General features: G+C 63.5%; 28 protein-coding genes. 8 read left to right on the top strand and 20 right to left on the bottom strand.

Going from position 1 to position 26,362, the window contains the following annotated elements; translation table 11 throughout:
- Positions 1 to 11 precede the first annotated feature (11 nt).
- The 4 genes from QA642_RS31075 to QA642_RS31090 are packed head-to-tail and all read right to left on the bottom strand — an operon-like array spanning position 12 to position 3,368.
- Positions 12 to 743, bottom strand: a complete 732-nt coding sequence (locus QA642_RS31075; protein ID WP_283080260.1) for an aspartate/glutamate racemase family protein — start codon at positions 741 to 743, stop codon at positions 12 to 14.
- 9 nt (positions 744 to 752) lie between these two features.
- Entirely contained in the window at positions 753 to 1,529 is a 777-nt protein-coding gene (locus tag QA642_RS31080; protein WP_283080261.1) for an ABC transporter ATP-binding protein, read from the bottom strand.
- A complete protein-coding gene (locus QA642_RS31085) occupies positions 1,529 to 2,380 on the bottom strand; it encodes an ABC transporter permease (RefSeq protein WP_235547275.1) in 852 nt (283 codons plus the stop codon). The genes QA642_RS31080 and QA642_RS31085 overlap by 1 nt, the downstream gene beginning before the upstream one ends.
- Positions 2,364 to 3,368 (bottom strand): ABC transporter substrate-binding protein, encoded by a 1,005-nt coding sequence (locus tag QA642_RS31090; protein WP_283080262.1) that lies wholly within the window; start codon positions 3,366 to 3,368, stop codon positions 2,364 to 2,366. The genes QA642_RS31085 and QA642_RS31090 overlap by 17 nt, the downstream gene beginning before the upstream one ends.
- Before the next feature lie 202 nt (positions 3,369 to 3,570).
- Between QA642_RS31090 and QA642_RS31095 the strand changes: the two genes are divergently transcribed.
- From QA642_RS31095 to QA642_RS31110, 4 genes are all read left to right on the top strand, one after another.
- Positions 3,571 to 4,278 carry a GntR family transcriptional regulator gene (locus tag QA642_RS31095; RefSeq protein ID WP_283080263.1) on the top strand — a complete coding sequence of 236 codons (708 nt, stop codon included), beginning with the start codon at positions 3,571 to 3,573 and terminating at the stop codon, positions 4,276 to 4,278.
- A gap of 2 nt (positions 4,279 to 4,280) precedes the next feature.
- Complete coding sequence (locus QA642_RS31100; protein ID WP_283080264.1) at positions 4,281 to 5,030, top strand: aspartate/glutamate racemase family protein; 750 nt, start codon at positions 4,281 to 4,283, stop codon at positions 5,028 to 5,030.
- A 95-nt stretch (positions 5,031 to 5,125) separates the two neighbouring features.
- Complete coding sequence (locus QA642_RS31105; protein ID WP_283080265.1) at positions 5,126 to 5,263, top strand: hypothetical protein; 138 nt, start codon at positions 5,126 to 5,128, stop codon at positions 5,261 to 5,263.
- A gap of 146 nt (positions 5,264 to 5,409) precedes the next feature.
- Positions 5,410 to 5,532, top strand: a complete 123-nt coding sequence (locus QA642_RS31110) for a hypothetical protein (RefSeq protein ID WP_283080266.1) — start codon at positions 5,410 to 5,412, stop codon at positions 5,530 to 5,532.
- A gap of 17 nt (positions 5,533 to 5,549) precedes the next feature.
- Here QA642_RS31110 and QA642_RS31115 read toward each other — a convergent pair whose 3' ends face one another.
- The 10 genes from QA642_RS31115 to QA642_RS31160 all read right to left on the bottom strand — a co-directional run bounded on the left by QA642_RS31115 (position 5,550) and on the right by QA642_RS31160 (position 14,747).
- On the bottom strand, positions 5,550 to 6,563 hold the full coding sequence (locus QA642_RS31115; RefSeq protein WP_283087012.1) for a formate dehydrogenase subunit gamma: 1,014 nt from the start codon (positions 6,561 to 6,563) through the stop codon (positions 5,550 to 5,552).
- Positions 6,564 to 6,606: 43 nt separating this feature from the next.
- Positions 6,607 to 7,203, bottom strand: a complete 597-nt coding sequence (gene fdh3B / locus QA642_RS31120; protein WP_011088224.1) for a formate dehydrogenase FDH3 subunit beta — start codon at positions 7,201 to 7,203, stop codon at positions 6,607 to 6,609.
- Positions 7,204 to 7,215: 12 nt separating this feature from the next.
- The gene (locus QA642_RS31125; RefSeq protein WP_283080267.1) at positions 7,216 to 10,158 is read right to left on the bottom strand and encodes a formate dehydrogenase subunit alpha; all 2,943 of its coding nucleotides are present in this window, start codon (positions 10,156 to 10,158) and stop codon (positions 7,216 to 7,218) included.
- Between the two features lie 2 nt (positions 10,159 to 10,160).
- On the bottom strand, positions 10,161 to 10,379 hold the full coding sequence (locus QA642_RS31130; protein ID WP_283080268.1) for a twin-arginine translocation signal domain-containing protein: 219 nt from the start codon (positions 10,377 to 10,379) through the stop codon (positions 10,161 to 10,163).
- Between the two features lie 29 nt (positions 10,380 to 10,408).
- Entirely contained in the window at positions 10,409 to 11,188 is a 780-nt protein-coding gene (locus QA642_RS31135; RefSeq protein WP_283080269.1) for a Cro/CI family transcriptional regulator, read from the bottom strand.
- 128 nt (positions 11,189 to 11,316) lie between these two features.
- Positions 11,317 to 11,943, bottom strand: coding sequence for a DUF3306 domain-containing protein (locus QA642_RS31140; RefSeq protein WP_283080270.1), 627 nt, complete (start codon positions 11,941 to 11,943; stop codon positions 11,317 to 11,319).
- Positions 11,940 to 12,455, bottom strand: a complete 516-nt coding sequence (locus QA642_RS31145; protein ID WP_283080271.1) for a DUF3305 domain-containing protein — start codon at positions 12,453 to 12,455, stop codon at positions 11,940 to 11,942. The genes QA642_RS31140 and QA642_RS31145 overlap by 4 nt, the downstream gene beginning before the upstream one ends.
- On the bottom strand, positions 12,452 to 13,459 hold the full coding sequence (locus tag QA642_RS31150; RefSeq protein WP_283080272.1) for a DUF6352 family protein: 1,008 nt from the start codon (positions 13,457 to 13,459) through the stop codon (positions 12,452 to 12,454). The genes QA642_RS31145 and QA642_RS31150 overlap by 4 nt, the downstream gene beginning before the upstream one ends.
- The gene (locus QA642_RS31155) at positions 13,456 to 13,995 is read right to left on the bottom strand and encodes a DUF6505 family protein (protein WP_283080273.1); all 540 of its coding nucleotides are present in this window, start codon (positions 13,993 to 13,995) and stop codon (positions 13,456 to 13,458) included. The genes QA642_RS31150 and QA642_RS31155 overlap by 4 nt, the downstream gene beginning before the upstream one ends.
- A complete protein-coding gene (locus QA642_RS31160) occupies positions 13,992 to 14,747 on the bottom strand; it encodes a biotin/lipoate--protein ligase family protein (RefSeq protein WP_283080274.1) in 756 nt (251 codons plus the stop codon). The genes QA642_RS31155 and QA642_RS31160 overlap by 4 nt, the downstream gene beginning before the upstream one ends.
- A gap of 152 nt (positions 14,748 to 14,899) precedes the next feature.
- On the opposite strand from QA642_RS31160, the gene QA642_RS31165 reads away from it, so the two are divergent.
- Positions 14,900 to 16,870: a 4Fe-4S binding protein gene (locus QA642_RS31165; RefSeq protein ID WP_283080275.1), complete on the top strand. Its 1,971-nt coding sequence runs from the start codon at positions 14,900 to 14,902 to the stop codon at positions 16,868 to 16,870.
- A gap of 4 nt (positions 16,871 to 16,874) precedes the next feature.
- Positions 16,875 to 17,168, top strand: a complete 294-nt coding sequence (locus QA642_RS31170; protein WP_283080276.1) for a hypothetical protein — start codon at positions 16,875 to 16,877, stop codon at positions 17,166 to 17,168.
- Positions 17,169 to 17,172: 4 nt separating this feature from the next.
- On the opposite strand, the gene QA642_RS31175 is transcribed toward QA642_RS31170, so the two are convergent.
- The gene (locus tag QA642_RS31175) at positions 17,173 to 18,453 is read right to left on the bottom strand and encodes a c-type cytochrome (protein WP_283080277.1); all 1,281 of its coding nucleotides are present in this window, start codon (positions 18,451 to 18,453) and stop codon (positions 17,173 to 17,175) included.
- Between the two features lie 198 nt (positions 18,454 to 18,651).
- Here QA642_RS31175 and QA642_RS31180 point away from each other — a divergent pair, with 198 nt between their 5' ends.
- Positions 18,652 to 18,888, top strand: a complete 237-nt coding sequence (locus QA642_RS31180) for a hypothetical protein (RefSeq protein WP_283080278.1) — start codon at positions 18,652 to 18,654, stop codon at positions 18,886 to 18,888.
- 151 nt (positions 18,889 to 19,039) lie between these two features.
- On the opposite strand, the gene QA642_RS31185 is transcribed toward QA642_RS31180, so the two are convergent.
- From QA642_RS31185 to QA642_RS31205, 5 genes are all read right to left on the bottom strand, one after another.
- Entirely contained in the window at positions 19,040 to 19,252 is a 213-nt protein-coding gene (locus tag QA642_RS31185; RefSeq protein WP_283080279.1) for a hypothetical protein, read from the bottom strand.
- 425 nt (positions 19,253 to 19,677) lie between these two features.
- On the bottom strand, positions 19,678 to 21,027 hold the full coding sequence (locus QA642_RS31190) for a carbohydrate porin (protein WP_283080280.1): 1,350 nt from the start codon (positions 21,025 to 21,027) through the stop codon (positions 19,678 to 19,680).
- A gap of 142 nt (positions 21,028 to 21,169) precedes the next feature.
- On the bottom strand, positions 21,170 to 22,228 hold the full coding sequence (locus QA642_RS31195) for an ABC transporter permease (RefSeq protein ID WP_283080281.1): 1,059 nt from the start codon (positions 22,226 to 22,228) through the stop codon (positions 21,170 to 21,172).
- Positions 22,225 to 23,751 carry a sugar ABC transporter ATP-binding protein gene (locus QA642_RS31200; protein WP_283080282.1) on the bottom strand — a complete coding sequence of 509 codons (1,527 nt, stop codon included), beginning with the start codon at positions 23,749 to 23,751 and terminating at the stop codon, positions 22,225 to 22,227. The genes QA642_RS31195 and QA642_RS31200 overlap by 4 nt, the downstream gene beginning before the upstream one ends.
- A gap of 61 nt (positions 23,752 to 23,812) precedes the next feature.
- Positions 23,813 to 24,775 (bottom strand): sugar-binding protein, encoded by a 963-nt coding sequence (locus QA642_RS31205; RefSeq protein ID WP_283080283.1) that lies wholly within the window; start codon positions 24,773 to 24,775, stop codon positions 23,813 to 23,815.
- 254 nt (positions 24,776 to 25,029) lie between these two features.
- On the opposite strand from QA642_RS31205, the gene QA642_RS31210 reads away from it, so the two are divergent.
- Positions 25,030 to 26,298 (top strand): ROK family protein, encoded by a 1,269-nt coding sequence (locus tag QA642_RS31210; RefSeq protein ID WP_283080284.1) that lies wholly within the window; start codon positions 25,030 to 25,032, stop codon positions 26,296 to 26,298.
- The last annotated feature ends 64 nt before the right edge of the window (positions 26,299 to 26,362 follow it).

Consider the following 26,362-nt stretch of genomic DNA (forward strand, 5'->3'; position numbering starts at 1 on the left):
GTGCGTCTCCGTCACTTGATGATCGCCGATGTCTGAAAAATGCGTCCCCACTGCGCGAGGGCTGCGGTGTCGCCGCCGGCCAGCTCCAGCGTTCGCCACAGCGTGACCGCCACCGAATCGAGCACGGCAATGTTCAATTCCCGCTCGAGCGAGGCCGCAAGCGCCGCGCCATCGAGATTGGTGCAGAGCACAATTGCGGCATCGCCCCCCTCCGCCGCGACGGCGCGGATCATGCCCGCTATCGCCGCGGGCGTGACCTCGCCGAAGGAAAAATTGTCACGCAGGCCGAGATGCCGCTCGGCATGCGGCGCGATGCCTTCCGTCGCCCAGACGTCGGCGATCCGCCGCTGCACATCGTCCGTGTAGGGTGATACGAGGCCGACGCGCTTGGCGCCGAGCGCGCGGGCAGCATCGATGCAGGCGAGCGTCGACGTCGTCGCGGGCTTGCCGGTGCGTGCGGTGATCGCCTCGCAAAGAGTTCGGTCGCGGTCGATGCCGAGCCAACTCGCCGAGGTGCCGTTCCAGGCGATGGCATCGACCTTGGCGTCGGCCAGCAGATCCGCCGCCGGCAACATCGCCGAGGCGTCGAACTGGCTCAGCGCCGCGGCATCGAGCGCGATCTCGGTGACGCGAAAGCGCGAGAAATGCGCGGTGACATCAGTCACACCATGCAGCATGGCACTGGTGACGGGCTCGAGCACCGAGTTGGAAGACGGCGTGATCATGCCGAGACGCTTGCGCATGGCGTTACCTTACGACGCCTGCGCAAGGCGCGTCGACTCCTCCCGGATCAAAGCCAGGATGTGGCGCTTGGCGTCGTTGAATTCGGGGCTGGTGATGTCGCGCGGGCGCGGCAGGTCGAAATTGACGGCCTCGCGGATCCGGCCCGGTCGCTTGGTCATCACCACGATCTTGTTGCCGAGCACCAGCGCCTCGTCGACGCTGTGGGTGACGAACACGATGGTGCAGCGGCGCTTCTGCCAGATCGCGACCAGCTCTTCCTGCATTTCGAGCTTGGTCTGGGCGTCCAGCGCCGCAAACGGCTCGTCCATCAGGATGACGCTGGGGTTCATGAGCAGCGCGCGTGCGATGCCGACGCGCTGGTTCATGCCGCCGGACATTTCAGAGGGATGATGGTGCTCGAAGCCGCGCAGGCCCACGAGATCGATGAACTCCATGGCGCGGTCGTAGCGTTCGGCCTTGGCGACGCCCTTGAGCTTGAGATGGAAGGCGATGTTGTCGATCGCGGTCAGCCACGGCATCAGGGTCGGCTGCTGGAACACCACGCCGCGGTCCGAGCCGGGCCGCGCCACCTGCTTGCCGTCGACCAGCGTGCGGCCGGAGGTCGCCTGCTCGAAGCCGGCGATGATGTTCAGGAGTGTCGACTTGCCGCAGCCGGACGGGCCGAGCAGGCAGACGAAATCATTGGCCTCGATGTCGAGATTGATGTTGTCCAGCGTCAAGAGGTCACGGCCGCGCCGCTTGTCGGAGAACACCTTGACGATGTTGCGAAGCTCGATTGCCGCCATCAGCCCGCCCTGCCCTGCACGGTGGTTGCCTGCTGCCAGCGCAGCGTGCGCGCCATGATCGCCTTGAGGCCAAGGTCGGAGAGATAGCCGAGCAGCCCGATCGAGATCATCGCCGCGAGCACGATGTCATAGCGCAGAAAGTAATAGGAATCCCACAGCACGTAGCCGAGGCCGCTCTTCACCGCAACCATCTCGGCCGTGACCGTCAACATCCAGGCCGAGCCGACGGCGATGCGCAGGCCGGCGAAGATCGAGGGCAGCGCCGCCGGCAGCACGATGTCGGTCAGCATTTGGCGGCTATTGGCGCCCATCATCGCGCCGGCGCGGACGAGATTATGATCCACGGTCTTCACGCCGTGGATGCTGTTCATCAGCACGGGAAAGAAGGCGCCGAGGAAGACGAGGAAGATCGCCGGCTTGTCGGCAATGCCGAACCAGATGATGGCCAGCGGAATCCAGGACACCGGTGGAATCGGACGCAGCATCTGCAGCGTCGGCTCCAGCGTCTTCTCGAACAGGCGTGACCAGCCGATCGCGACGCCGGCGAGAATGCCGAGCAGGCTTGCCAGCGCAAAGCCGCCGAACACGCGCAAGGCGCTTGCGAGCGCATCGCGCAGCCAGTGGCCGGAATAGGTTTGCGTGGTCTCGTCGAAGCCGAACACCCAGTCGCCGAGCGCATGCAGCACCGCGCTCGGCGCCGGAAGCAGCGCCGGCGGCAGCATGCCGCTGCGGGCAAAGGCTTCCCAGCCCGCAATCAGCAGCACGGGCACGATGAGGCGTTCGAGCCCCTGGAACGCCCGCGTCAGCCGAAACGCCGGCCTTGCGGGCGAAACGTCAGTAACCGAGGTCATTCTTGGCTTTTCCCGTGGCCTTCTCCAGGAACGAATAATCCATATTCTTCTCCGCTTCCGCGGAGACGTCCTTCGAGATGTATTTGAGGTCGCGCATCATCGCGGCGATTGCGAGCGTCTGCGAACGATGGATCGCAGGATCGGGCGAAGCATTGTTCAGCGCTTCGGTCGCCACCGCCTTGTCGAGACCGGTGAGCTTGTTGATGACATCGATCCACGGGCCCTTGTCGGCGATCAGCTTGTTGTCGAGCTCGACCACAGCGCCGACGACACCCTGCACGCCGGCGCGCTGGCTGGCGATGACGTCGGAGCGGGTGACGATCAGGTTGGTGAGATTTCCAGCCGCCTGATCATACGGCAACACAAAGTGCTTGCCGGCGCCGGCGAGCCGGATCTGCGAGGCGAACGGCTCGACCGAGCAGATCATGTCGACCTCGCCGCGCTGGAGCGCTGCAAGATGGTCGGAAGGGTTGGGGATGTTGATGAACTGGATGTCCTTGTTGGGATCGACGCCCTGCTTGAGGAACGCGCCGCGCATGTGGATGTCCTGCGCATTGCCGCGGGAGGCCGCGACCTTCAGCGGCTGGCCGTCGCTCTTCGCCTTTGCGACGGTCGCCTTGAATGCAGCCCAGTCTTCCGGGGGCAGGCTCAGCTTCGCCGAGGACAGACATTCCGAGCCGCCATTGATCTGACCGGAGACGGCGACGACATCGAAGCCCTTGTCGAGCGCGGTGATGTAGTGCAGGTAAGTGACCTGCGCGACGTCAATGCTCTTCGACACCAACGCGGTGAGCACGTCATTGCCGGAGTTGAAGCCGGTGGCCTCGACCTCGACGCCCTTCGCCATTCCTGGAATCAGCGACATCGGCAGGCAGTGCGCGCACTTGGCGTAGCCGAGCTTGATCTTCGCGGTCTGCGCCATGGCGAGATCGTCACTGCCGAACATCGCCGCCATCACCACGAGGCCCAGTCGCAAACTCGTCCGCATCGCCAACTCCGTTTCGGAAAGCGCGCGAGATCTCGCGCGTCGTGCGGTGATCATCCGTCGGCCTTCGCAGCAGCGCAATCCGCTTTTTGCATGCTGCATACAATTTCCGCTCTATGCCATTGTTTTCAGCTACATGCGTCGGTATTTTGGGCAAGCCAAGGGGCCGGAAACGGCTAGGATGAACTGAAGCAACGAGGCGCGCGTGCAGCAGAAGCCGGACACCCCGAAGGGACGAAAGTCGCCCAAACTCAAGAGGATGGGGCTGCATGAGCGCGCCGCCGCGCGGATGCGGACGATGATCATTCGCGGCGAGCTCCCGCCGGGATCGCAGACCCAGGAAACAAAGCTGTCGAAGGAGCTCGGCGTGTCGCGCACCCCGCTGCGCGAGGCGATGAAGGTGCTCGCGGCCGAAGGACTGATCGAGCTTCGCCCCAATCGCAGCCCACGTATCGCCGACATCGCGGTCGAGGATATCTCGGAACTATTCGAGGCCCTCGCCGGCATCGAGCGGCTCGCGGCAGAGCTGGCCGCGGAGCGCGCCACCGAACGCGATCTCGCTCGCCTGCGCACCTTGCAGACCCGCATGGAAGGTCATCATCGCAACGGCAAGCTCGACGATTATTTTGCGATCAACGGCGAGATCCACAACACCATCGTCCGCATGGCCCGCAACACGCCGCTCCGCGAAGCGCACGAGACGTTGATCTCCCGCGCCGAGCGCGCACGCTATCTCGCGCTGGGCGCCGACAAGCGCTGGAGCAATTCGGTCGACGAGCACGCCAATATTCTCGCCGCGCTCGAAGCGCGGGACAGCGAGGCCGCGGGACGCCTGCTCGGCGCCCATGTCCGTCAGACCGGCATCGCATTGCTCGAGACCCTCGCCCTCAAGCCCAAGCTGACGGCGGCCTGACCATGAAGCTGCTGCTGCTCAACCCCAACACCAGCACCGCGGTCACGCAATTGATGACCGAGGTCGGGCAGCGCGCGGCCGCGCCCGGCACCGAGATCATCCCCTGCACCGCCACGCGCGGCGTGCCCTATATCGCAACGCGCACCGAGGCGCAGATCGGCGGCGCCATTGCGCTGGAGATGCTGGCCGAGCAACACACAAAGGTCGACGCTGCAATCATCGCAGCCTTCGGCGATCCCGGCCTGTTCGCCGCGCGCGAGACTTTTGACATTCCCGTGGTGGGCATGGCTGAAGCCGCGATGCTGACCGCCTGTATGGCCGGACGGCGCTTTGCCATTGTCACCTTCGCCCAGGCACTCGGGCCCTGGTACGAAGAGTGCGTCCGCGACCACGGGCTGCGGGAGCGCTGCGCCGGCATCCGCATGCTCGATACGCCATTCAAGGCGATTTCGGAGGTCGGCACCGAGAAGGAGGATCTGCTCGTCGACCTCGCGCAACGCGCCATCGTCGAAGACGAGGCTGATGTCCTGATCTTCGCAGGCGCGCCGCTCTCGGGCCTTGCCGAACGCGTCGCCGACCGGATCCCCGTCCCCGTCGTCGATCAGGTCGTCGCCGCCGTGAAGCAGGCCGAGGCGCTGGTGGCACTGCGCCTGCGCAAGGCCACCGCAGGCACGTACCGCCGGCCCGCCGCCAAACCGACGATTGGTCTTCCCGACGCGCTCGCCGCCAGGCTAGAGCATCGCGACAGCTGATCAGAGAGGCGGCCGGCGATGCGAAAAACCCAATTCGTTTTCGATGGCACGGCCGAAACCGACTAGCGACGATGAAGGTGACAGCGAGATAATCGATGGGCGTCTCCAGCGCCGTGCTGTCGATCGCGGTGACATCACTGATCTCGTTCGGCCAGGGGAAGACGGACGCACACGCCGCCCCAAATTCATTGATGATATTGAGCTTTCACTCCAATCCATCACTGGCCAATTGAGCAGGTTTCAGCAAAGCCGCACAAGTAAGCGGCATTCTAAGCCCACGACCGTGACAGCGGCACCTTGGCTACGGCCCACATTGGCCTGCCCCAAGCGTTTATTCGCGGTCAGACATCCTGTATAACGCCTGCAAGGAGGGATCGCGATGAAGGCTTTCATCCTTGCCTGTATTGCGACGATCGTCATCGCAATGGTTGGAGTTGCGGTGCTCAACAGCGTACAGCAACCGGTCGCAGAAGCCTTTGCGACGACGGGCGTACGTCTTTAGGCAACGATCCGTCAGCTCTATTCGGCTGCGGACGCAGCATGGCGAGGCTGCGGCCGAGAATCGTTCGGGCCGCTCCGTGCCAACTCCTGGTCGAGCCACAGGCTATGGTGCTCGCGCGCCCAGTTGACATCCACCTCGCCTGATCCCATCGCCTCGAACGCCCCTTCCATTCCGATGGTGCCGATGTAGATGTGAGCGAGCATCGCGGCGATAAACAGCACGGCCACGATGGAGTGGATGATCTGGGCGATCTGCATGCCCTCGATCCCATTCAGGTAGAACGGGAACATGAGCAGATACCCGGTCGCCGCAACGATGCCACCGCCAATCACGACGATCCAGTAGATCCCTTTCTGGCCGGCATTAAAGCGTCGTGCCGGCGGATGATCGTGGCCAATAAGGCCGCCACCGCGCTTGACCCACTCCACGTCCACCTTGTTCGGAATGTTGCCGGCGATCCACATCAGAAAGATCAGCACGACACCAATCGTGAAGGGGAAACTCAGGTAGTTGTGGGCAAATTTCGCCCATTGCGACCATTCCGAGAAAGCGTCGAATCCAATCAGCGGGAGCAGCAGCGGCCGCCCGAACGTGATGTTCAGACCCGAGATTGCCAGGATGACGAAGCAGGTCGCCGTCATCCAGTGCACGAAACGCTCAAATGCGTTGAACCGCACGATGGTGCGGCCCGATCGTCCGCTTTCGAGGCGGACCATGCCGCGCGCCAGATAGAAGATCACGAGCGCCGCCAGCATGCCGAGCACGGCAACGCCGCCGATCCACCGCAGCGCGACGTTGCGGAATTCACGCCACTCGCGGCCAGCCGGTTGCATCAGCACGCTGGAGCGCTGGTCGGGAATGCTGACGCGCCCCTGGATCCGATCCATCTCCTGGAGCAACTGGCGTTCGTTGACCGAGCTCGCCGTCGGATTGACCTGCTGGGCCACTGACGGCGCCGGAACTGCCATGATCAACAGAAGCAACGCCCACGCGCCGACGGCTGGACGAATGAACCTTGCAAATGGGGACATGAACTCCTCCCGGCATTTGTACCGCGTCGCACGCGGCCTGTTTTCAGGACTCGATCGTCTCACGATAGGCAGTCTTCCAGCCCCACGCGCCTGAGCCGTAGCCGCGCTTCAGCACGCGCTCCTTATAGATCTGGGCGATGATCTCGCCGTCGCCGGCGAGCAGCGACTTGGTCGAGCACATCTCGGCGCACAGCGGCAACTTGCCTTCGGCGAGGCGGTTCGCACCGTATTTCTCGTATTCCTCCTTGCTGCCATCGGCCTCGGGGCCGCCGGCGCAATAGGTACATTTGTCCATCTTGCCGCGCGAGCCGAAATTGCCGACCTTCGGATATTGCGGCGCGCCGAACGGACAGGCGTAGAAGCAATAACCGCAGCCGATGCAGAGATCCTTGGAGTGCAGCACCACGCCGTCGGCGGTGGTGTAGAAGCAGTTCACCGGACACACTGCCGCACAGGGCGCATCCGTGCAGTGCATACAGGCCATCGAGACCGACCGTTCGCCCGGTTTGCCGTCGGCGATGGTGACGACCCGGCGCCGATTGATGCCCCAGGGCACCTCGTGCTCGTTCTTGCAGGCCGTGACGCAGGCGTTGCACTCGATGCAACGGTCGGCGTCGCAGAGAAATTTCATACGTGCCATCGTCGTTGCTCCTTATGCCGCCGCGATCTGGCAGAGAGTGACCTTCGGCTCCTGCATGCCCGTCGCGGGGTCGTATCCGTAGGTGGTGATCGTGTTCGCGCTTTCGCCGAGCACGATCGGGTCGGTGCCCTTGGGGTAGTTGCCGCGAAGATCCTTGCCCGCAAGCCAGCCACCGAAGTGGAAGGGCATCCAGGCAACACCTTTGCCGACCCGCTCGGTGACGAGCGCCTTCATCCTTGCCCTGGAATTGTTCTCGGCACCCGTGACCCAGACCCAGCCGCCGTCCTTGACACCGCGCTCGGCGGCGTCGGCGGGATTGATCTCGATGAACATGTCCTGCTGCAATTCGGCGAGCCACGGATTGGTGCGCGTCTCCTCGCCGCCCCCCTCATACTCGACCAGACGGCCGGACGACAGGATGAGCGGGAACTGTTTCGCAACGCCTTTCTCCACCGCAGCCTTCTGCACGGAGAACCCGATATTGGGCATCCGGAATTGCTTGGCGTCGGGCAGCGTCGGATATTTGGCGACGAGGTCGACGCGCGGCGTGTAGATCGGCTCACGATGGACCGGAATGGGATCGGGCAAGCCGAACGCATTCATGCGCGCCTTGCCGTTGCCGTAGGGAACACAGCCATGCGCCAGTGCAACGCGCTGGATGCCGCCCGACAGATCGAGCGACCACGACACTGTGTCCGGATTGGCGGGATTGACCTTGTTGATCACGGCCATTTCCGCTTTAGTGAGGTCGGTGTCCCAGCCCAGCTTCTTCAGGCTCGCCAGCGTGAATTCCGGGTAGCCGTCCTGGATTGCCGATCCCAGCGAGTACGAGCCGTCCGCGAGCAGACTGACTTTCCGCGTCGTGCCGTCCGGCAGCTTCTCCTCGCGCTCGATGCCAAACCGCGGCCGGAACGTGCCGCCGCCATCCATCACGTGCAGATTGGTGTTGTAGAGCAACGGCGTGCCGGGATGCTTGACCTCCGGTGATCCCCAGCACGGCCAGGGCAGACCGTAATAATCGCCGCCGACCTCGGGATCGTCCTTCGGCGCCCGCATCGTCAGCATGTCGAACTTCGCCTGGTTCTTCATGTGCGCCTTGAGGCGCTCGGGTGATTGCCCGCAATAGCCGGTCGACCAGCTGCCGCGGTTCATCTCGCGCAGTACATCCTCTGCTTCAGGAAGATTGTTCTCGACCTTGATATTCTTGAACATTTGGTCGGCGAAGCCGAACTTCTTCCCCAAGCGATAGATGATTTCGAGATCATCCTTCGACTCGAAGATCGGCTTCACGATCTGCTCGCCCCATTGCAGCGAGCGGTTGGAGGCGACGCGCGACCCCTTGCACTCGAACTGCGTGGCGACCGGCAGAATGTAGACGCCATCCTTGCGTCCTGCCTCAACGGAGAGCGAGGCCCAGGTCGTCGGATGCGGATCGGCGATGACGAGCAGCTCGAGCGCCTTCAGGCCATTGAGGGATTCAGGGATGCGGGTGATGCTGTTGGAGGCGTGTCCCTGCACGAACACCGCCTTCACATTGTCTTTCTGCGCGACCTGATCCTTCGGCAGCGTCACCGCCTCGAACCAGCGGGTCAGCGGGATGCCGGGGGTTTCCATGATCTGCTTGGTATCGAAGCGCGACTTCAGGAATTCGTAGTCGACCTCCCATACCCGCGACCAGTGCTTCCAGGCGCCCTCGGCCAGGCCGTAGTAGAAGGGCAGCGTGACGATATCGAGCCCGACATCGGTCGCGCCCTGCACGTTGTCGTGGCCACGGAAGATGTTGGCGCCCATGCCCGCTCCGCCGACATTGCCGGTCATCAGAAGCGCGATGCAGCTCGCGCGCACATTGGCGGTGCCGACGGTCTTCTGGGTCTGGCCCATGGCCCAGATCAACGTTGCCGGCTTCTCGGTGGCGAACATCTTGGCGACGCGCTTGAGCTGCTCGCCGGGAATGCCGGTGACGCGTTCGACCTCGTCCGGAGGCCATTTCTCAACCTCCTTCTTGAGGTCGTCGAACCCGTAGACGCGCTGCCGGATGAATTCCTTGTCCTCCCAACCGTTCTGGAGGATGTGCCACATCAGGCCGTAGAGCACCGGGATGTCGGTGCCCGGCCGCATGCGCACATAGTCGGTCGCGTGTGCGGCCGTGCGCGTCAGACGCGGGTCGATGACGACAAAGTTGGCCTTTTGCAGCTCCTTGCCCTCGAGCAGATGCTGCAACGAGACCGGATGAGCCTCGGCAGGATTGCCGCCCAAGATGACCTGTGTCTTCGCATTGCGGATATCATTGTAGCTGTTGGTCATCGCGCCGTAGCCCCAGGTATTGGCGACTCCGGTGACGGTCGTTGAATGGCAGATGCGGGCCTGGTGATCGGTGTTGTTGGTTCCCCAGAACGCCCCCAGCTTGCGGAACAGGTAGGCGCCTTCATTGGTCATCTTGGCCGAGCCGAGCCAATAGACGGAATCGGGGCCCGACTTCTCACGTACTGCTTGAAGTTTGTCGCCGATCTCGTTGATCGCAGTGTCCCAGGACACGCGGGTCCACTGCCCGTCCACCAGCTTCATCGGATAGCGCAGCCGCCGCTCGCTATGCACGAGTTCGCGCACGGAGGCGCCCTTGGCGCAATGCGAGCCGCGATTGATCGGGGAATCCCAGCTTGGCTCCTGGCCGATCCATACCCCGTTCAGGACCTCAGCCGTCACCGTGCACCCAACCGAGCAATGCGTGCAGATGGTCTTGCGCACGGTCGCGCCGGCAGTAAGCGGACCGGCCATCGCTGCCTCCGCCCTGCGCACGTTGCCGACTGGCAGGGTGCCAAGCGCTGCGAGCGCGCCGCCGGCAAGACCGGATTTGCGCAGGAAACTACGGCGGTCGAGACCGCCACCCTGACCTGCAAGGGACTCTGCGACGGAGCCGTGGCGCGGGGAATGCTGGTGTGTTCGCTTGATCAGCACGGTCAGCCTCCCTTAGCCGGATAGCGATTGACGCGGTAGAAGGCCTTGACGTGATCGGTCTCCTTGTAGCGCGCCTTGCGCTTCTCATCGTTGGTTTCGCTGTCGGCCTCGGCGGACCCGACCAGCGGTGTCGCGAGGGTCGCGCCGGCACCCACCGTGCCGATGCCGACCTTGCGCAGAAAGTCGCGGCGCCCGACCGTGGTTTTGCTGTCTTCACTCATCGCATCTCTCCTGGACCCGCGCATGCGGGTCAGTTGGCGAATGTGAATGCTTCTGTCTCGATCTCCATGAAAGCGCGACCGAGCGCGCCGACCGCACGATAGAAGGTGGCGTTCCCAGCGCGCTCGATGTCGGCGAACAGTCGTCCCATCCAGGGCGCGAGGTGCTTCTCGAAGAAGGCGCGCTGCGTATCTGATGACGCCGCGAAGCGCCCTGCCGCAAAGCCGGCCATGATCTCGCACAGGATCGCGGCGTGGTCCTCCGGCTCCGAATTGATCGCGACGCGCTCGATCCCGAGTGCTGCGAGGTCGGCACGCAGGCGCGACAGTGGCCGCTCGTTGAGAAACCCAGTCAGGTAGTAGGAGGCATAGGGCAAGATCTCGCCGCGGCCGAGACCGACGAACAGGTCGAAATATTCGCGCTCGATCTTGGCTGCGACCGCACCGGCCGCCGCTTCGGCCAGCTCAACATGTGCGCGCCCGAGCGGCGTCGTATCGCCGGTCAATGCGGAGAGTTGATCGAGCAGCCTTCTTGACGGTGCTGCGGACAACAGCGTCGCGAGCAATAGATACTCCTGCGCACGCGCCGCATCGACGGGATCAATCGTCTCTTCGAGCAAAAGCGGCTCGCTGTAGAGATCCGGCCGCAGGTGATTGCGCGATACGCCTGTGACCGCTTCGACCGCAATCACCCGCTGTGCGGGCACTTTGTTCCAGTTCGAAACGGAGGGCTGGCTGATGCCGATTTTGCGCGCAAGCTCAGCAACGCCGCCAACGGCGTTAATGGCTCGCTCAAGGCCATCATCACGCACGTGGACCTCCCATCCAAGTCCCAGGTGCTGATTTTGCTTTTGTTACAAAGCGCTAGCGAAGCGTAGTCCCGGCCTGACGGGGGGTCAATTGCCCCATAGTCCGAGGCTATGGCCTTTCGTCGGGGGACCTAGCAGGGCAGCGCGCCGCCATGCGCGCGGCGCCGAGCCGATGCCTGTTCGGTCTTAGTGCTTTCGGCGCCCGTTAGTTGCGTTGCAGCAGGAGGAGGTACGGGTTCGGTGGTCGCCGCCTCTTCGGCGACGAGGTCATCGCGCGGCGTCTCGGCTCGGCTCAATTCTGACGAAGAATCCGTGACTTCAACGGGAGCCTCAGACAGCGTCTCGGCCGACTTGCTGAGGCCACCGACGATCCTGTCCACGAGTGCGGCCAGCTCTGCCTCGGAACAATCCAGCGGGCCAAAACCCGGCATCGCAGAGGGATCGTTGAAATCCCAGGCGTTCTCCGCGAGCCCGACGAAGTCGCGAATGGCCGGATCGGCGCTCCAGGCGCGACGAAGCGCCGCACGCGTCAGCTCCCGCGGAATGCCTTTGTGCAGAAAGGCCTTGATGTCAGTTGCCGACGTGATCGAGTCGATCGAGGGCAAGCTCGACAGGTCGAACTCCGCTTCGTCGGCTTTCGCGACGGACACCGGTGCCGACTGCATGTCCTCGCGCACTGCCGGGTCCGGCTGCGCGGCGTTCGCGCTTGCCTCGTGCTTACGACGGGACCAGCGCGCCAGGAACTTGTCATCACTCATTCGTGTCCGCCCTCGTGCTGCCGGCGCGCCAGCGCCTCTGGATCGGCCTGCCGCCGCTTGCGCTTGAAGAACTCACGTTCGACGTGGTGCTCGGCCACGAACCTTTCAATCGCCGCGCGCAGCACCTCCGGCATCGGCACCGCCTCGACGAGATTGGCGCCGGCCTCGGTGAACGCCTCGCCCTCCGCAGGATCGGCGGTGGCGGCCGCCACCGAATAAGGCCAGATGCCTTCCGCGGGTGATAGCACGGTCCAGATGCTCGGCGCCCCCGAGGCCAGATTGTCGCGGTAGCGCGCAGTCTCGGATGGATAGAGATCAACCGCCGCGCTGCCGGCATAAAACAGGATTTTGCCGTCCTCTTCGCGGAGCACCGTCCAGGGCTTTGTCTCGGGCTCATCTGGCAGCACGGCGACGCAGCGCCAGACGAAGTCAGCCCACGGCGAGTCCGCCTTGCGCCGCTCGACCACGATGCCGACGGGAATGCACATAACCGGCAGCGCGGCGGGGGTCACGTTACCATCTCCAGGCGTTTGATCGGCAGCCCCGTGAGCAGATTCTGCGGCTTCATCCGGAGCTTCTGGTCCGGCGTCATCGCCAGGATGAGATGGACCGGCTCGCCCTGCATATTCGCTATGGCTGCACCGCTGTCCGCAAACGTCAGGCGAAACAACGCGAGCACGCGTCCGGCGCTGAGTTCGTCGAGCTGCTCGCCATGCCAGAGACGGTCGCCGAGAGCCGTGGCGTCCGTGTCCAGCCCCACATACCAGCTGAGTTGCTCATCCTGCAGCTCGCGCAACGGCTCGATGGCGACGTCGACCGCTAGCAGATGGGAAATCCAGCGTCCCATCGCCTGCGCCAGCGCATGCGGGCCGCGGTCACCCGCGGTGAGGTCGAACGCCATGTCGAAATGGTCGCTGCGCTGCCAATACTCGTCGGCATTCTCCTCGTTCAGCACGTCAAGCTGGGCGTCGGTTACGGCTCCCAGCATTGACATCAGCGAGAGCACTGGGGTCGGGCTCTGGCCGCCGACCACCTCGTCATCGCCGAGCAGCAAGGCCTGCTCATGCGGCAGGACGCGCTGCGGCCGGAAGAACAGTTCGGCGGCACGCGGTACGAATGGATCATCGCAGCCATCCAGCGCATTGCGCAGAATCACGTGCACGAGCTGATTGACGAATAGCGGCGGCAGATCGTTGGTCCGCGACCGGACCGTAGCAAGGTAAGCAGCCTCGAGCGTCGGATGCCGCAGCAGGAGATCGCGAAAGGCGAGCACGAACCGCCAGTTTTCGCGTGCGTCCGCATCGGCGATCGCAGCGATCTCGTCATCGCCCACTGGCTGGCGCGGACCAGCGAGTAACTCGCGGTGCAGCCTTCTTTCGACCGGGCATGCGTCGTCCGGCGGCATCAGCTCGGGACGGGCAAAATAAGCCTTCAGGAATTCATCCGTGACGCAGAGTCCACCGCTCTCGTCGCGATCGAGCAGATGGTGACCACACGCGATCCAGAAATCCTTCATCGATTCCGCGGCTCCTGGCCCATATCGGCAGGGTGAAGATCATGGTCGAGCTCGACGTCGTCCTCCACCTCCATGAATGAGAATGCCTTGCCATGGCCCTGCCCTTCCCGCAGTCGCAGCCTGCGGAAGGACTCGCGGACCTCGCCGTCGCTCACCGAGCGGTGGACGGCTATGAGCGAACTGACAGGATGCGTGCAAAGGGCCTGCGCAAAGGCAACCTCATCTTCCGCAGCCATCCGCGCGGTTGCCAGATCCGGCGCACCGAAACGATCCATGAGTTGCCCGGCGAGGAGCTCGATCAGCGTCCGGCAATCGTCCTCCGTTGCCGGCACAATCTGCACCAGCGTCGACCAGCCCCAGGATTGCACTCCAAGGAACCCGCCGCGGAACGCCGCGCGTGCCTTGCCGCTCAGCCTCGCCGGATCCAGATCGCAGAAGCGGAAGGCGCCGGATACGGCCCATTCGCCTGATACGGACGCCACGTCGAACACGAAGGTGTCGGAAGGATCGAGCGCGATGGTGCGCAAGAGTCTCACAGCCTTGGCCCTCCGAGCTTCGGATCGAGCCAAGACGGCGTGGCTAGCGCTTTGACGAGTTCGCTCCTCTCAGTCCGGTCAGTGTTGAGACGGCGTGTGAGGAGATCGCCGCAATCATCGATCCGCAATACCATTTTCCGCTCGCGGGCCATGCGACTGAGATAGTCCCGCGCAACGCTGTCGAAGCCATCGACCTGCCAACCATCGAAGACCCTCATCAGATGCCGCGCGAAGCTCTCGGTCACCTGCACCGCTCCGGCTTCGCCAAACCCCTCCTCGTCGAGCGCGGATGCGAGCGGATGAACGCCGGGCCCCTGGTCGGCCATTGCGACCGTCCGGATCATGGCGCCAAACACCAGCCAGGCGGGCGGCTCGTCCTCGCGCGCCGTCGACGGCCACCCCATCCGCCCACCGCCGACCAGCCCGCCGTCGATGTTGACCGCGTCGGGCCAGTCGATCGCCACCGTCTTGTTCGGCGGTGCATAGGCGCGGAGCGCGTCGGTGAGCGCGACCATGCCGGCGTAGAAGGCGCGTCGCGCGGTCCTCAAGGGTTCGCCCGGCTCGAGCACCACGGCGAACTCGGCAAGATCGAACCGCCCGACATAGACCAGCGTGCCAGCGCCGTTTTCGGGTGCAGTGCGGCAAGCGTGGGCAAAGGCGTCCCCGGCCTCGCGCAACCGGACGAGCGCGAACGGCGGCGGCAGATGGATCGGTTCCGCCAGGGAAACATGGCTGGTAGGGCGCGACGGCACGGCCGTCCTCCACTTTCCTTTTCTTCCCGATAGTGAAAATCTATACGAGGCAAGGGAACGGCGCGAGTCCGCTAAGCCCGGGCCGCACTGACGGAGGGATTCACCTGGAGCAACCAGCGAAGACCGTCCTGATCTGCTCGTGTGAGGACACGATGCGCCTCGACACGGCGGTGATCCGGCGTGGCTGCCCCAATTGTGAGATCAAAAGCTTTCGACATCTCTGCGGTGCGGAACTCGGTCATTTCCGCGCCGCCGCAAAAGCGGATGGCCCGCTGACGGTCGCCTGCACGCAGCAGGCGGCTCAGTTCTCCGATGAGGCCGGCGAACGCCCTGACGAGATCACTTTCGTCAACATCCGTGAGACGGCGGGCTGGTCGCGCGATGGCGCGGATACGGGTGCCAAGATGTCCGCGCTGCTCGCGGCGGCTGCGATTCCGAGGCCGGACTATCCGCTCGTCACGATGTCGAGCGACGGCGTCATCCTGATCTATGGACGCGACGAGGCCGCAATCGAGGCCGGACGGCTGCTTGCGGACCATCTTGATGTCACGGTCATGCTCAAGCAACCGACAGACATCACACCGCCTGCAGCGACGGTCTTCCCGATCGTGAAGGGAACCATCCGCAACGCGAAAGGACATTTCGGCGCCTTCGAGTTCACGATCGACGACTATGCGCGGCCCCGCCCCTCCTCGCGCGACCGCTTCGTGTTCGAACCCCCACGCAACGCCGCAACTTCGCGCTGCGATCTCATGCTTGACCTCTCCGGCGAGCCGCCGCTGTTTCCCGCGCATGATCTGCGCGACGGCTACTTGCGCGCAGATCCCAAGGATCCCGCCGCCGTGCTGCGTGCGGTACTTGCTGCGCGAGATCTCATCGGCAGCTTTGACAAGCCGAGATATGTCGACTTCACGCCCGGCCTTTGCGCACATTCGCGCTCGAAGCTGACCGGGTGCCATCGCTGCCTCGATTTGTGCCCGACCGGCGCGATCACGCCTGCTGGCGACCATGTCGCTGTCAACGCGGAAGTCTGCGCAGGCTGCGGGCAATGCGCTGCCGCCTGCCCCACGGGCGCCGTATCCTACGCGCTGCCGCCCGCCGATACCCAGTTACAGATCCTGCGCGCCATGTTGCTCACTTATCACGAGGCCGGCGGCGCGCATCCGGTGGTGATGCTGCATGACAGCCAGCACGGTACGCCGCTGATCGATGCGCTCGCCCGTCACGGCGACGGATTGCCGGCTAACGTGCTTCCCCTCGCCGTCAACGAGCTGACACAGGTCGGGCTCGAAGCGGTGATCGGCGCATTTGCCTATGGTGCGTCAGCCGTGCGTTTTCTGCTGCGCGCAAGACCGCGTCACGAGGTGACCGGACTATTGCAGACGATCGCGATGGCCGAAGCCATTCTTGCGGGCCTCGGATTCGATGGACACCGTGTCGCGACGATCGAAACGGACGATCCCGACGCGCTGGGTGCGCAACTGGGCGGAATCGAGATGCTTGCAACGGTCGAGCCGCCCGCGACCTTTAGGACTGTCGGAAAGCGGCGCGATCTGCTGCGATTTGCCCTCAGCGAATTGCACCGCCTGGCACCAAAGCCGGTCGATGTGATCGCTTTGCCGCAGGGCGCTCCGATTGGCGCGATCAGCGTCAAGACGGATGGCTGCACCCTGTGCCTATCCTGTGTTTCGGCGTGCCCGACCGGCGCGCTTCGCGACGATCCCGAGCGGCCTGTGCTCAAGTTCGTCGAAGACGCCTGCGTGCAATGCGGCCTGTGCCAGAGCACCTGCCCCGAAAAGGTCATCACGCTGAAGCCGCAGATCGATTTCCGCGCAGCGCGCGCGTCTACGGTCGTGATCAAGGAAGAAGAGCCCGCGCTGTGTATCCGTTGCGGCATCCCGTTCGGCGTGAAGAGCACGATCGATCGGATTGCGGCAAAGCTCGAGGGTCGGCACTGGATGTATCCTGCCGGCGACAAGAGGCTCGAGGCCTTGCGAATGTGCGCCGACTGTCGCGTCATCCTGATGAGCGAACAGCAGTTCGATCCGTTCCAGGGCGTGCCGGAACGCGCGCCGCCACGGACGACTGATGATTACCTGCGCCGACGCGAGAACAAGGATTAGCCGCATGCCACGCTTCATGATGCTCCTGCTGCCGTGCCTTGTCGCCACTGTCCTTGCCGCCGGTGCAGCAGAGGCTGCCGCCCTCACCAAGGCCGAGAAGATTGCGCTCAAGCAGGCGATCGTTGCCTGCAAGGCAGAGGCGAAGGGCAAGCAGATCAAGTGGCTGTCGCGCCGGAAATATGTCAATCAGTGTGTCGTGGAGGCGCTCAAGGAGCATCCCAGCGTCGACGTCGCCCGCATGTTTAGGGAGCGCCCGGAGTTAACGAACATTCCCGTGGAGCAATGGCCGGCGTATTAGCGCCCTACTTCGATGCCGCGCGGCCGAGAAAATCCGTGAGCGCCCGGCGATCCTCGGCCGAGCCGATGTGTTGTTCCGGCATCTTCGTGCCGGGCGTATAGGCGTTCGGCCCGATCTCGAACAGCTTGGAGACGGTCTCCGGCGTCCAGACGATGTCCATCGCCTTGAGCGCTTCGGAGAAGCGATAGCCCGGCAGCGAGGCGATCTTCCGACCGTAAAGTCGGGCAAGCGTCGGGCCGGCGCGCTGGACCTCCGTCTCCGACAACGTGTGGCAGGCGACGCAGGCCCTGAAGACTTCGGCGCCGTGATCGCCGGCATAGGCGGCAAGCGGATCCGCCGGCGTGCCCAGGAGGTTAGAGCCGGTGGCTTCGCCAGTTAGTACATTCCAGCGCCTGATCTTGCCGTCGGCGCCGCCGGTCAGCAACGTTGCGCCATCGGGCAGGAACGCAACTGACCAGACCGGCATTCCGGGCCCAACGAGCGTGCGCAGCACGCTGCGCGCCTTGCGATCGACGATCGCCACGGTTCCGCCAATTCCGGCCGCGGCGATCAAGACGCCGTCATGCGAAACCGCCAAGGACACGATCGGCGCAGCGGCGGCCATGACCTCGCCGCTCTCCCTGCCATCCGAGGTCATCATGCGCAGCTTGCCGTCTGCCGCGCCCGCGACGATTTCGCCATCCGGCGCTATCGCAACTGCGTTCAATGACGCCGGCAACGTTGCAATCTCCGATGTCCCATCCGCCAAATGCCAGACCCGCGCCGTCAGGTCGTAGCCGACACTCACGAGCGATAGTCGATCCGGCGTAAAGGCAACGGCATTGACGTTTTGCGAATGCCCCTCCAGCACGCGCGACGTACCATCCAAAAGAGACCATAGCCGCACGGTATGGTCCCACGAGGCCGATGCAAGCTCCGACGCATCGGGCGAAACGGCGAGCCCGACAATGGGCCCCGTATGGCCTTCGAGAACCCGGTCGGGCTGCGGCCGGCCTGGCGTCCAAATCGCAATCTGGCCGTCCGCGCCAGCCGTTGCCATTCTTCCATCTCCGAGGAAGGCAACCGCATTCACCGCATCCGAATGGAAGCGAAGGACCTGCTCGGCGGACTCGGTCGCCAGCGACCATCGGATCGCTGCAGTGTCGAAGCTACCCGACAAAACAGTCTTGCCATCGGCCGAGACGGCGATCGCACGGACAGGTCCGCCGTGTCCCGCCAACTGCGCTTGCGCGGGTTGCAGCGCCGGGAGCAGCGATGCTGTCAAAAGCAGGGTCGCGAGGCGCAAGGTCCCAATCCACTGCCGCCGGAGATGATCACAGCGAAACACCCGGCAGGCTCGGCTCCCGGGGAGAAAACCATCCCACTTGATCCAGCTCAACGAAGGGAGCTCATGTCCGGTTCCAGGCTGCGACAAGCGGCGCCTTGAATGGCGAGCTGCGTGGTCGCAGGCTTGCCAAAGGCCCCTCACCAATTGAGGCCGAACATGCAACTGCATCCGAAAGCATATCGGCAGCTTATCTCGCGGTTGTGGCACTTTCGCACTTTGCCGCGAAATCGCGATCCCGCCAGCCAGGCCGCGTCGCCCGTGCTCATCTACATCGTCGCCGCGCTCGGGTTACTATTGGCTGTCCTTGAGATCGACCTCCACCGTGCGGAGCTTCAATCCTTCGGACTGTCCGGGGATCCTGTTGGGATCAACCCGATCTTCATGAGTCCTTAGGATCTTCATGAGTCCTTAGGAAGACACTTGAGATATTGCTGCTCTCGCAAGCGGACCAGCCGCCAGCCCCATCAAGCTGTTCGATAGCACGCGAGCTGCGCAACGCACGCTCGAACCGTGGTTGGTTCGAGATGCCATGGCAGCATTCTCTCTACCGCTGTGTTCCCCTTGGAAACACCAGTGATCGATCCTCGAAATCCTCAACTGGCAGTTTGCTTTGTTGCGCCATCTTTTGCATCTCTTGCACAGTGGGCATCTCTGCTGCCGATGTATGACTCACCGATGGCGGATGTGCTCGCGGAATGCTCGTTGCGGCCAAGAAGAGCGCGAGGGCGGTCAGGCCTGAGATCATCAGGAGTTTCATGTGAACCTCGATTGAGACTGTCTCAATCCTGACTAGTGCAAGGCTCGGGGCCGCCGTGTGAAGTCCTTCACATCTCTCCTCTTCTTGATCACCGCTGGGCTCCGATCATCCGATGCGCTGATCCTGGCCGACAAGTCCTTTCCGGACGCAATGTGCGTATAATTGTCGTGCTTCTGGAAGCCCGGAGCACCGCAAGTCGCTCGACCGCTGCACGCTTTCCCGCGCGGATCTACGCATCCATGGCCTGAACGCGCGCGCCGTTCGACTAAAATGAGGTTCGTATCGCGCAAGGGACAGCAATGTCGATCCCGCAAGCTCCAACCGGTTGCGGATCGAATCCGGGCTCGGCATGCCCGTATCCGGGCATGCACTCACCTTTCGAGTCAGAGTCGTCTAGGCTTTTGACCCGGACGGCTAGCACAGCATCAGAAGTGGACCTCGGTTCGCATGCCAAGGACCCAGGCATTGTCGGTCTTCACGCCGGCAGCATTAAACCCGCGCCCGCCAGGATTGATGACATACTGCGCATCGAACTTGAGGTTCATCCAGCCGGTTGCCTGCCAGCCGTACCAGACTTCGATCGGAACTTCGTTTCCGCCCGCATTAGGACTGAGGGCGGCCGTATTGACGTGGGTCGTGCCTACCGCGAACCCAACTTCGTCCTGGGGACGCCAGGAGAACGTTCCGGTGTGCCTGAAGCCCAAGGCGATCTGGTAGTCCTGGAACGCTGTCCTGTGATCGGCGACGGTCGTATTGAGGAAGGTATACCAACCCACCGCCCCGGGTCCGTCAACGGTCAAGCGCTGCAGGATCGACTCATAGACGCCGTAGCGGCCTCTTTGGTCTCCCAGAAACTGGTCCGGGACACCACCGACGCCAGGGATGACCTGAATGACACCCGGAAGGCCACCATCGATCGTCGACGCGCTGTCATACCAGCCGCCCAATCTCCAGGTCCCGTTGAGGGGACCTTTCGGCGCCCAGACCAACTCCACCGGCACCATCACACCCGAGGCGCGGTTCGAGCCAGGGACGCCCGGCAAGAAGTAGATGCTGGGATCCGACGTGGTCAGATAAGTCGGATTGGCGTCGTAGACGCCGACCGACAATTGGAAATCCTGGGCGAAGTTGTAGTGGACGACACCGGCCCATTGGCTCACCGGCCAGTTATAGATGTAGCCGCCCTGGATGTTGCCGGGCTGACCGCCGCAGAAGGTCAGGTTGATGAACTCGCACAGACCGAAGAAGAAGTCGGAGCCGACTGGTAGACGGCCGCCCTTGAGTTCAAGCTGATCATTGAAAAGCTTCTGCGAGTAATAGAGTTGGGTCAGGCGAAAGATATTGCCGCGGCCGAAAACTTCGTTGGTCAGCTGCAAGGCCGGAATGCCTGCCTCGGTATTCAGGTTGTCGCCGAAACGCTGGACCAGCGTGAGGCCGACCGTGCCGCCCGGGATGCCGGCAAGCTTCGCCATATCGAGCTTGGCACCGAACCACAATTGTCCAGCATTGGCCGCGGTGTTCCTGTCTCCGCCCGACAGGTTGCCGACGGTTTCATTACCCAGCGTCAGGCCCAGATCGATGCCCTGCTCCTTGAGCCTGGTCCTGCCGAGATCGCCAAACAAGTATGGTCTTGTCCAGAAATCTTCGGTCTCAGCATAAGGAACAGGCGGCGCTTTCGTTGAAAAATCGGCCGCGTGTACCGCACCGCCAATCAGCGATGACAAAGCAATCCCCACACCCCACGCACATGCGGTGTTCACAAACCTGGGCAACATTTTTCTCCTCCCGCCGTCTCAGGCTTTGTCATTCGTGCCTCACGTTCCCGCCAAGCCCTCGAGCCTGGAACGCGCTCCTTCCCCAGCACACCGTCGCAGCCGCGCCCACGAAGCCGCTCTGTGTCAACTGGAGCCGAATCCCTCATGCTTGGTCGCCCGTTCTCGCCGGCAGCGCGTCCACGCCGCGCGGTGCTGCGCCCTGCTGTCGTTCAAGTGTCGATCTCGGCGCCATGCGGGCGAGGCCGGCCAGCGCCATGTTGCGCCGCCGTCGGGCCTGCAACTGATGATCCGCCAGCACGCCGATCAGAATCACCGTCCCCATCACCGCGAAGTTCAGGGAATTGGGAATGCCCAGGATATTCACGAGGTTCTGCAACACCTGCAGCAGCGCGGTCCCCAGGACGATGCCGAGAATGGAGCCTTCGCCGCCGCGCAGGCTGCACCCGCCGAGGACGGCGGCCGCGATCGCGTAGAGCTCATAGAAATTGCCGAATGAGCTCGGCGACACCGAGTTCGTGTAGAACACGAACAAGACTGTGGAAACTCCGGCGAGCCCGCCGCTGATGATGTAGGCGGTTGCGATCACGAAATTCGTGTTGATGCCCGAGAAGCGAGCCGCTTCCTCGTTCTTGCCGACGGCATAGAGCCAGCGCCCGTAGACCGAGCGGTGCAGCACCACACCGAGGACGAGCGCAAGGATGATCAGAAGGATGAAGGTGTTCGGGATGCCCGCCACATTGCCGGAGGCAATGCTGCTCAGCGTTCCGGCCTCGTCGCCATAGCCGAAGCCGCGTGTCGAGTCGCTCGTGTAGTAGCGGGCGGCGCCGCGATAGATCAGCAACCCGCACAGCGTCACGATGAAGGGCTGCATCTTCAGCCGGGTGACGAGCAACCCCTGAATTGCGCCCAGCGCCAGACCGCCCAGCAACACGGCCAGCAGCGCCAAGGGCCAAGGGACCTGAAAAGTCGTCAGAAGGTCGATGAATACGACGCCGAGCAGCGCGAACATCGAGCCAAGCGAGAGGTCAATGCCGCCGGTGATGATCACCAGCCCCTCGCCAAGCGCAAATACACCGAACAGGCCGATCAGGTTGGCCATGTTCAGCAAGTTCACCAGCGACAGGAATGCCGGATTGATCGCGCCCGTCACGGCGGAGATCACCACGAGCAGCAGACCCAGGCCGAGTTCTTTCTTGTTCATGGCGCGGCCGCTTCCACGGTGTCCGGCGCCTGCCCGATTGCAAGCTGCAACACGTTGTATTCGCTGAACTGCGGGCGCTCGAGCACGCCGCTGACGCTCCCTTCATGCATCACCGCGATCCGATCGGAGACGCCTATGACTTCCTCCATGTCCGAAGAAATCATCACGATCGCAACGCCCTGGTCCGCAAGCTCGCGCATCAGCGCGTAGATCTCGCTCTTGGCACCGACATCGACGCCACGGGTCGGCTCGTCGAAGAACATCACGCGCGGCTGCATCGAAAGCCACTTGCCCAGGACGACCTTTTGCTGGTTGCCGCCGGAGAGCGTCACGGCCTCCATATCGATGCTCGGCACCTTGATGGAGAGGCGCCTCACCTGCTCTTTCGCGACCTTGCGCTCGGCCGGGCCACTGACCAGCCACATCCGCGCATAATTCAGCAGGCTGGCGAGCGTCACGTTCTCCCGGATCGGCAGCTCCAGCACGAGCCCGGATTTCTTGCGGTCCTCCGGCATCAGATAGATGCCTTGCCTGATCGCGTCCTGCGGCGATGCGACATCGACCGGCGCGTTGTCGATCCTGATCTCGCCACCGAGCGGCGGGTCAATGCCGAAAGCCGCACGAGCCAAGGAAGTGCGACCGGCACCGACGAGCCCTGCCAGCCCGAGGATTTCGCCATGCCGCACGGAAAGATCGATCTGCCGGTCGGGAAAGGCCGATGTCACGAGGCCGACGATGTCGCAGCCGCCCGGCTGCGGCGGCCGTTTCGGCGGCGAATGCAGCGCTTTGAGGTCGCGACCGATCATCAGCCGGATCATGGCGGCATGGCTCAGCCTGTCCCGCGGCAGCTCTCCCACCGTGCGCCCGTCGCGGAGCACCACGACGCGGTCGGCGCAGGTCATGATCTCGCAGAGCCGGTGAGAGATGTAGATCACCGAGATACCGTGCGCCTTAAGGTCGGCAATCACCTCGAGCAGCCGTTCAGTCTCCGAAATCGTCAGGCTGGAGGTCGGCTCGTCCATGATGATCACGCGGGCGTCGATCGAGAGCGCCTTGGCGATCTCCACCAGCTGACGCTCGGCGATCGACAGGTTGTCGACCAGCGTGTCCGGGGTGAAATCGGCGCCCAGCCGCTCCAGCAGCGGAGTGACGCGGGCGCGCATCTCCGCGTCGTCCACCAGCTTCAGCGGACCGCCGACAAGCCTCTCGCGTCCAATGAAGACGTTCGCGGCGACGTCGAGATTTTCGAAAAGGTTCAGCTCCTGATGCACGAAGGCGATGCCGGCCTGCGTCGCCTCGTTCACGGTCATGCGGGCGTGGTCGACGCCGCCAATGCGGATCACGCCCTTGCTCGGCGCGACCACGCCTCCCAGCACGCGCATCAGCGTCGATTTGCCGGCACCGTTCTCGCCGATCAAGCCCAACACCTCGCCGCGGTACACGCGCAGGCTGACGTCGTCGAGGGCCATGACCCCGGGATAGGACTTGCTGATTCCGGCGAGTTCGAACAGGATTTCCGCCATTCATTTCCTCCCGCCTCGACGCCCGGCGGCCGTGCCACCGGGCGTCGAAAGGCGCTGAAAGTCACTTCTTCAACAGGCCTTTCAGATTTGCGGTGAATTCCGCGACGTTGGATTTGCTGATCACTTGGGTTGGCACGATCAGCTTGCTGTCAGCCGGAATCCAGGACTTGTCGCCGTTCAGCGTCTTGATGATGTTGGTGGCGGACAGGTACCCGAATTCGTACGGCTGCTGCACGACAGTGGATTCGATTGTGCCGTCGGATATTCCCCGCAGCGTGCGCTGGTCCTCGTCGAAACCGACGATCTTCACCTTGCCGGCCTTGCCCGCCGCCTTGACCGCGTCATAGATCAGCGGTGTCTCGTAGCTCCAAAGGCCGGACAACAGCGCGATGTCGGGATATTTGACGAGCACGTTCTCGATGTTCGCCTTGGCCTTGGCGAAGTCCACCTGGTCGGTGAACACGTCGACCAGCTCGACCTTGGTGCCGGCGATCGCGTCCTTGATCCCCTGTACCCGCTCGCGGGCATTGTCCGCGTCCATCGTGCCGACGAACAGCGCGATCTTGCCGCCGTTCGGCAGCGCCTTCTTGATCTCTTCGCCTGCTTGTCGCCCGGCCGCGACGTTGTCGGTGCCGATATAGGCGAGACGATTGCTCTGCGGCGCGTCGCTATCGGTCGTGATCAACACGGTCTTGGCCGCAACCTTGTTGAGCTGTTCGGTCGCATGCGGTGCATCGTCGACCGAGATGGAGATGCCGGCGACTCCGCGCACCAAGAGGTCGTCCAGCTCGCGCCGCTGGCCCGCGGCCGTGCCTTCGTTGGTGACGATCAGTTCGATATTGTATTCCGGGTGTTCTTTCTGCGCCTTTTCGAGCCCGCGGCCGGCGATGGTCCAGAAGTCGGCCGCAACGTTGGTGACCAGCGCGATGGTCTTCTTCTGCTGGGCCTGCGCCATCCCCGTCACCATCGCGAGCGCGGCGGTCGCGAGCAACGGGACTAGCAATTTCTTCATTGATCCGTTCATGTTCACCTCCCTTTGACACCCCGGATGAGGGCTTCAGGCCGCTTTTGCGCCTTATTTTATTTACGAAGAGAAGAAATGTCGCAGAGCAAAAACATCGGAATCGGGATGTACTGGCCCCTTCTTCAAGCGGAGATAGTACATGACGCATTTTATTAGTAAATATCGCCAGGAGACGTCGCCTTCTTGTTGTGCTTTTTCGATCACATCCCCAACCGCCCCCATATTAACTTCACACAATGAATAAAAGAGACAACATGGCTGACCAAATTGAGCCGACGAGACGCATTTCAAGCACCGTCCGCGGCTCGAACCGCGGCCGCCTCGTCGAAGTCTTGCGACGCCAGGGGCCGTTGCCGCGTGTGGAGCTCGCTCGGAGCACGGGATTGAGCTTCCCTGCCGTTTCTGGCCTGACGTCGCGACTGATCGCGGAAGAGTTGCTGTGCGAGACCGAGACAGCGGCAACCTCATGGCCCGACGACACGGACGAAGACGATGCGGACGGGCTGAACGGCCGCCGCCGTGGCCGGCCCGCCGTGCTGCTGACCCTGAACCCGGAGTTCGGCCGCATCATTGCGGTCTCGCTGCGCATGAATCTGATTGAAACGCTGATCGCGGATTTCAGCGGCTCCGGCCTGGCACAATCGCGGCTCGAAATCGCGACGCGAGCTCTCGATGCGGGTGCGCTGTGCGACCTCGTGATAGCGCAGATCGACGCGATGCTTGAGGCGACGGCCACACCGCGGCATCGCCTGTTGGGAATTGGGATTGCCCTGCAGGGGATCGTGAACGCGGATACTGGCCGGCACCTGTGGAGTCCGGCGCTCTCCGTCACCGATGTCGATCTGGTGAAGCCGGTGCGCGAGGCCTTCAACGCCGAAGTCGTGATGGCGAATGACGCTGTCGCGGTTGCGCTCGCCCTCACCGCCGCGGATCCATCACTGGCGCAGGGCCTCTCGGCCACGATCATGGTCGGCCACGGCGTCGGCATGGGCGTCGTTGTCGACGGCGAAGCGCGCTGGGGCGCCGGCGCCGGCAGCGAGATCGGCCATATCAAACTGGGATCGAACGGGCCGCAATGCCGCTGCGGCCAGCGCGGCTGTATCGAGGCCCATCTTGCAGACTACGCGCTCTATCGCGACGCTCGCACTTTCCTCGACCTGCCGCCGGCGGCGGCGCAACAGCCTTCCGAGGCGCAGATGGCCCTCCTGCGCGAGCGAGCGCGGGGCGGCGATCCCCGTCTCGACCACGTGTTCCAGCAGGCAGGTCGCGCGCTTGCCGAGGCGGTCGCGGCAACGATATCATTGCTGCGCCCACACCATGTGATCCTGGCGGGACCCGGCCTGCAGGCATTTGACATGATGCGCCGCGCCTATGAGGAGCGGCTCGAGCAAGCGGTGCTGCCATGGCTGCTCAAGTCCACGGCGATCTATCTGCGTCCAAGCGAGTCGGCAGCGATTGTCGAGGGCATGATGCGACGGACGCTGTGGGTGGTGGACCGAAACCGCATGGAGGCGACCGAGTGAACATGGGAGGCTGCGGCTCTTGCCTGAGCCGTCGCAAGGCAACCGAGGCTTGCCGCGATTGATG

Source organism: Bradyrhizobium sp. CB2312, assembly GCF_029714425.1.
Lineage (GTDB): Bacteria > Pseudomonadota > Alphaproteobacteria > Rhizobiales > Xanthobacteraceae > Bradyrhizobium.

What these genes read in the sequence shown, in the direction of transcription:
- QA642_RS31180 (WP_283080278.1), top strand. Translation starts at nt 18,652, where the DNA reads ATGCAACTGCATCCGAAAGCATATCGGCAGCTTATCTCGCGGTTGTGG.
- QA642_RS31105 (WP_283080265.1), top strand. Translation starts at nt 5,126, where the DNA reads ATGGGCGTCTCCAGCGCCGTGCTGTCGATCGCGGTGACATCACTGATC.
- QA642_RS31195 (WP_283080281.1), bottom strand. Translation starts at nt 22,228, where the DNA reads ATGAACAAGAAAGAACTCGGCCTGGGTCTGCTGCTCGTGGTGATCTCC.
- fdh3B (WP_011088224.1), bottom strand. Translation starts at nt 7,203, where the DNA reads ATGGCACGTATGAAATTTCTCTGCGACGCCGACCGTTGCATCGAGTGC.
- QA642_RS31200 (WP_283080282.1), bottom strand. Translation starts at nt 23,751, where the DNA reads ATGGCGGAAATCCTGTTCGAACTCGCCGGAATCAGCAAGTCCTATCCC.
- QA642_RS31170 (WP_283080276.1), top strand. Translation starts at nt 16,875, where the DNA reads ATGCCACGCTTCATGATGCTCCTGCTGCCGTGCCTTGTCGCCACTGTC.
- QA642_RS31085 (WP_235547275.1), bottom strand. Translation starts at nt 2,380, where the DNA reads ATGACCTCGGTTACTGACGTTTCGCCCGCAAGGCCGGCGTTTCGGCTG.
- QA642_RS31205 (WP_283080283.1), bottom strand. Translation starts at nt 24,775, where the DNA reads ATGAACGGATCAATGAAGAAATTGCTAGTCCCGTTGCTCGCGACCGCC.
- QA642_RS31150 (WP_283080272.1), bottom strand. Translation starts at nt 13,459, where the DNA reads ATGAAGGATTTCTGGATCGCGTGTGGTCACCATCTGCTCGATCGCGAC.
- QA642_RS31165 (WP_283080275.1), top strand. Translation starts at nt 14,900, where the DNA reads ATGCGCCTCGACACGGCGGTGATCCGGCGTGGCTGCCCCAATTGTGAG.
- QA642_RS31100 (WP_283080264.1), top strand. Translation starts at nt 4,281, where the DNA reads ATGAAGCTGCTGCTGCTCAACCCCAACACCAGCACCGCGGTCACGCAA.
- QA642_RS31190 (WP_283080280.1), bottom strand. Translation starts at nt 21,027, where the DNA reads ATGTTGCCCAGGTTTGTGAACACCGCATGTGCGTGGGGTGTGGGGATT.
- QA642_RS31115 (WP_283087012.1), bottom strand. Translation starts at nt 6,563, where the DNA reads ATGTCCCCATTTGCAAGGTTCATTCGTCCAGCCGTCGGCGCGTGGGCG.
- QA642_RS31090 (WP_283080262.1), bottom strand. Translation starts at nt 3,368, where the DNA reads ATGCGGACGAGTTTGCGACTGGGCCTCGTGGTGATGGCGGCGATGTTC.
- QA642_RS31210 (WP_283080284.1), top strand. Translation starts at nt 25,030, where the DNA reads ATGGCTGACCAAATTGAGCCGACGAGACGCATTTCAAGCACCGTCCGC.
- QA642_RS31075 (WP_283080260.1), bottom strand. Translation starts at nt 743, where the DNA reads ATGCGCAAGCGTCTCGGCATGATCACGCCGTCTTCCAACTCGGTGCTC.
- QA642_RS31080 (WP_283080261.1), bottom strand. Translation starts at nt 1,529, where the DNA reads ATGGCGGCAATCGAGCTTCGCAACATCGTCAAGGTGTTCTCCGACAAG.
- QA642_RS31130 (WP_283080268.1), bottom strand. Translation starts at nt 10,379, where the DNA reads ATGAGTGAAGACAGCAAAACCACGGTCGGGCGCCGCGACTTTCTGCGC.
- QA642_RS31110 (WP_283080266.1), top strand. Translation starts at nt 5,410, where the DNA reads ATGAAGGCTTTCATCCTTGCCTGTATTGCGACGATCGTCATCGCAATG.
- QA642_RS31185 (WP_283080279.1), bottom strand. Translation starts at nt 19,252, where the DNA reads ATGAAACTCCTGATGATCTCAGGCCTGACCGCCCTCGCGCTCTTCTTG.
- QA642_RS31140 (WP_283080270.1), bottom strand. Translation starts at nt 11,943, where the DNA reads ATGAGTGATGACAAGTTCCTGGCGCGCTGGTCCCGTCGTAAGCACGAG.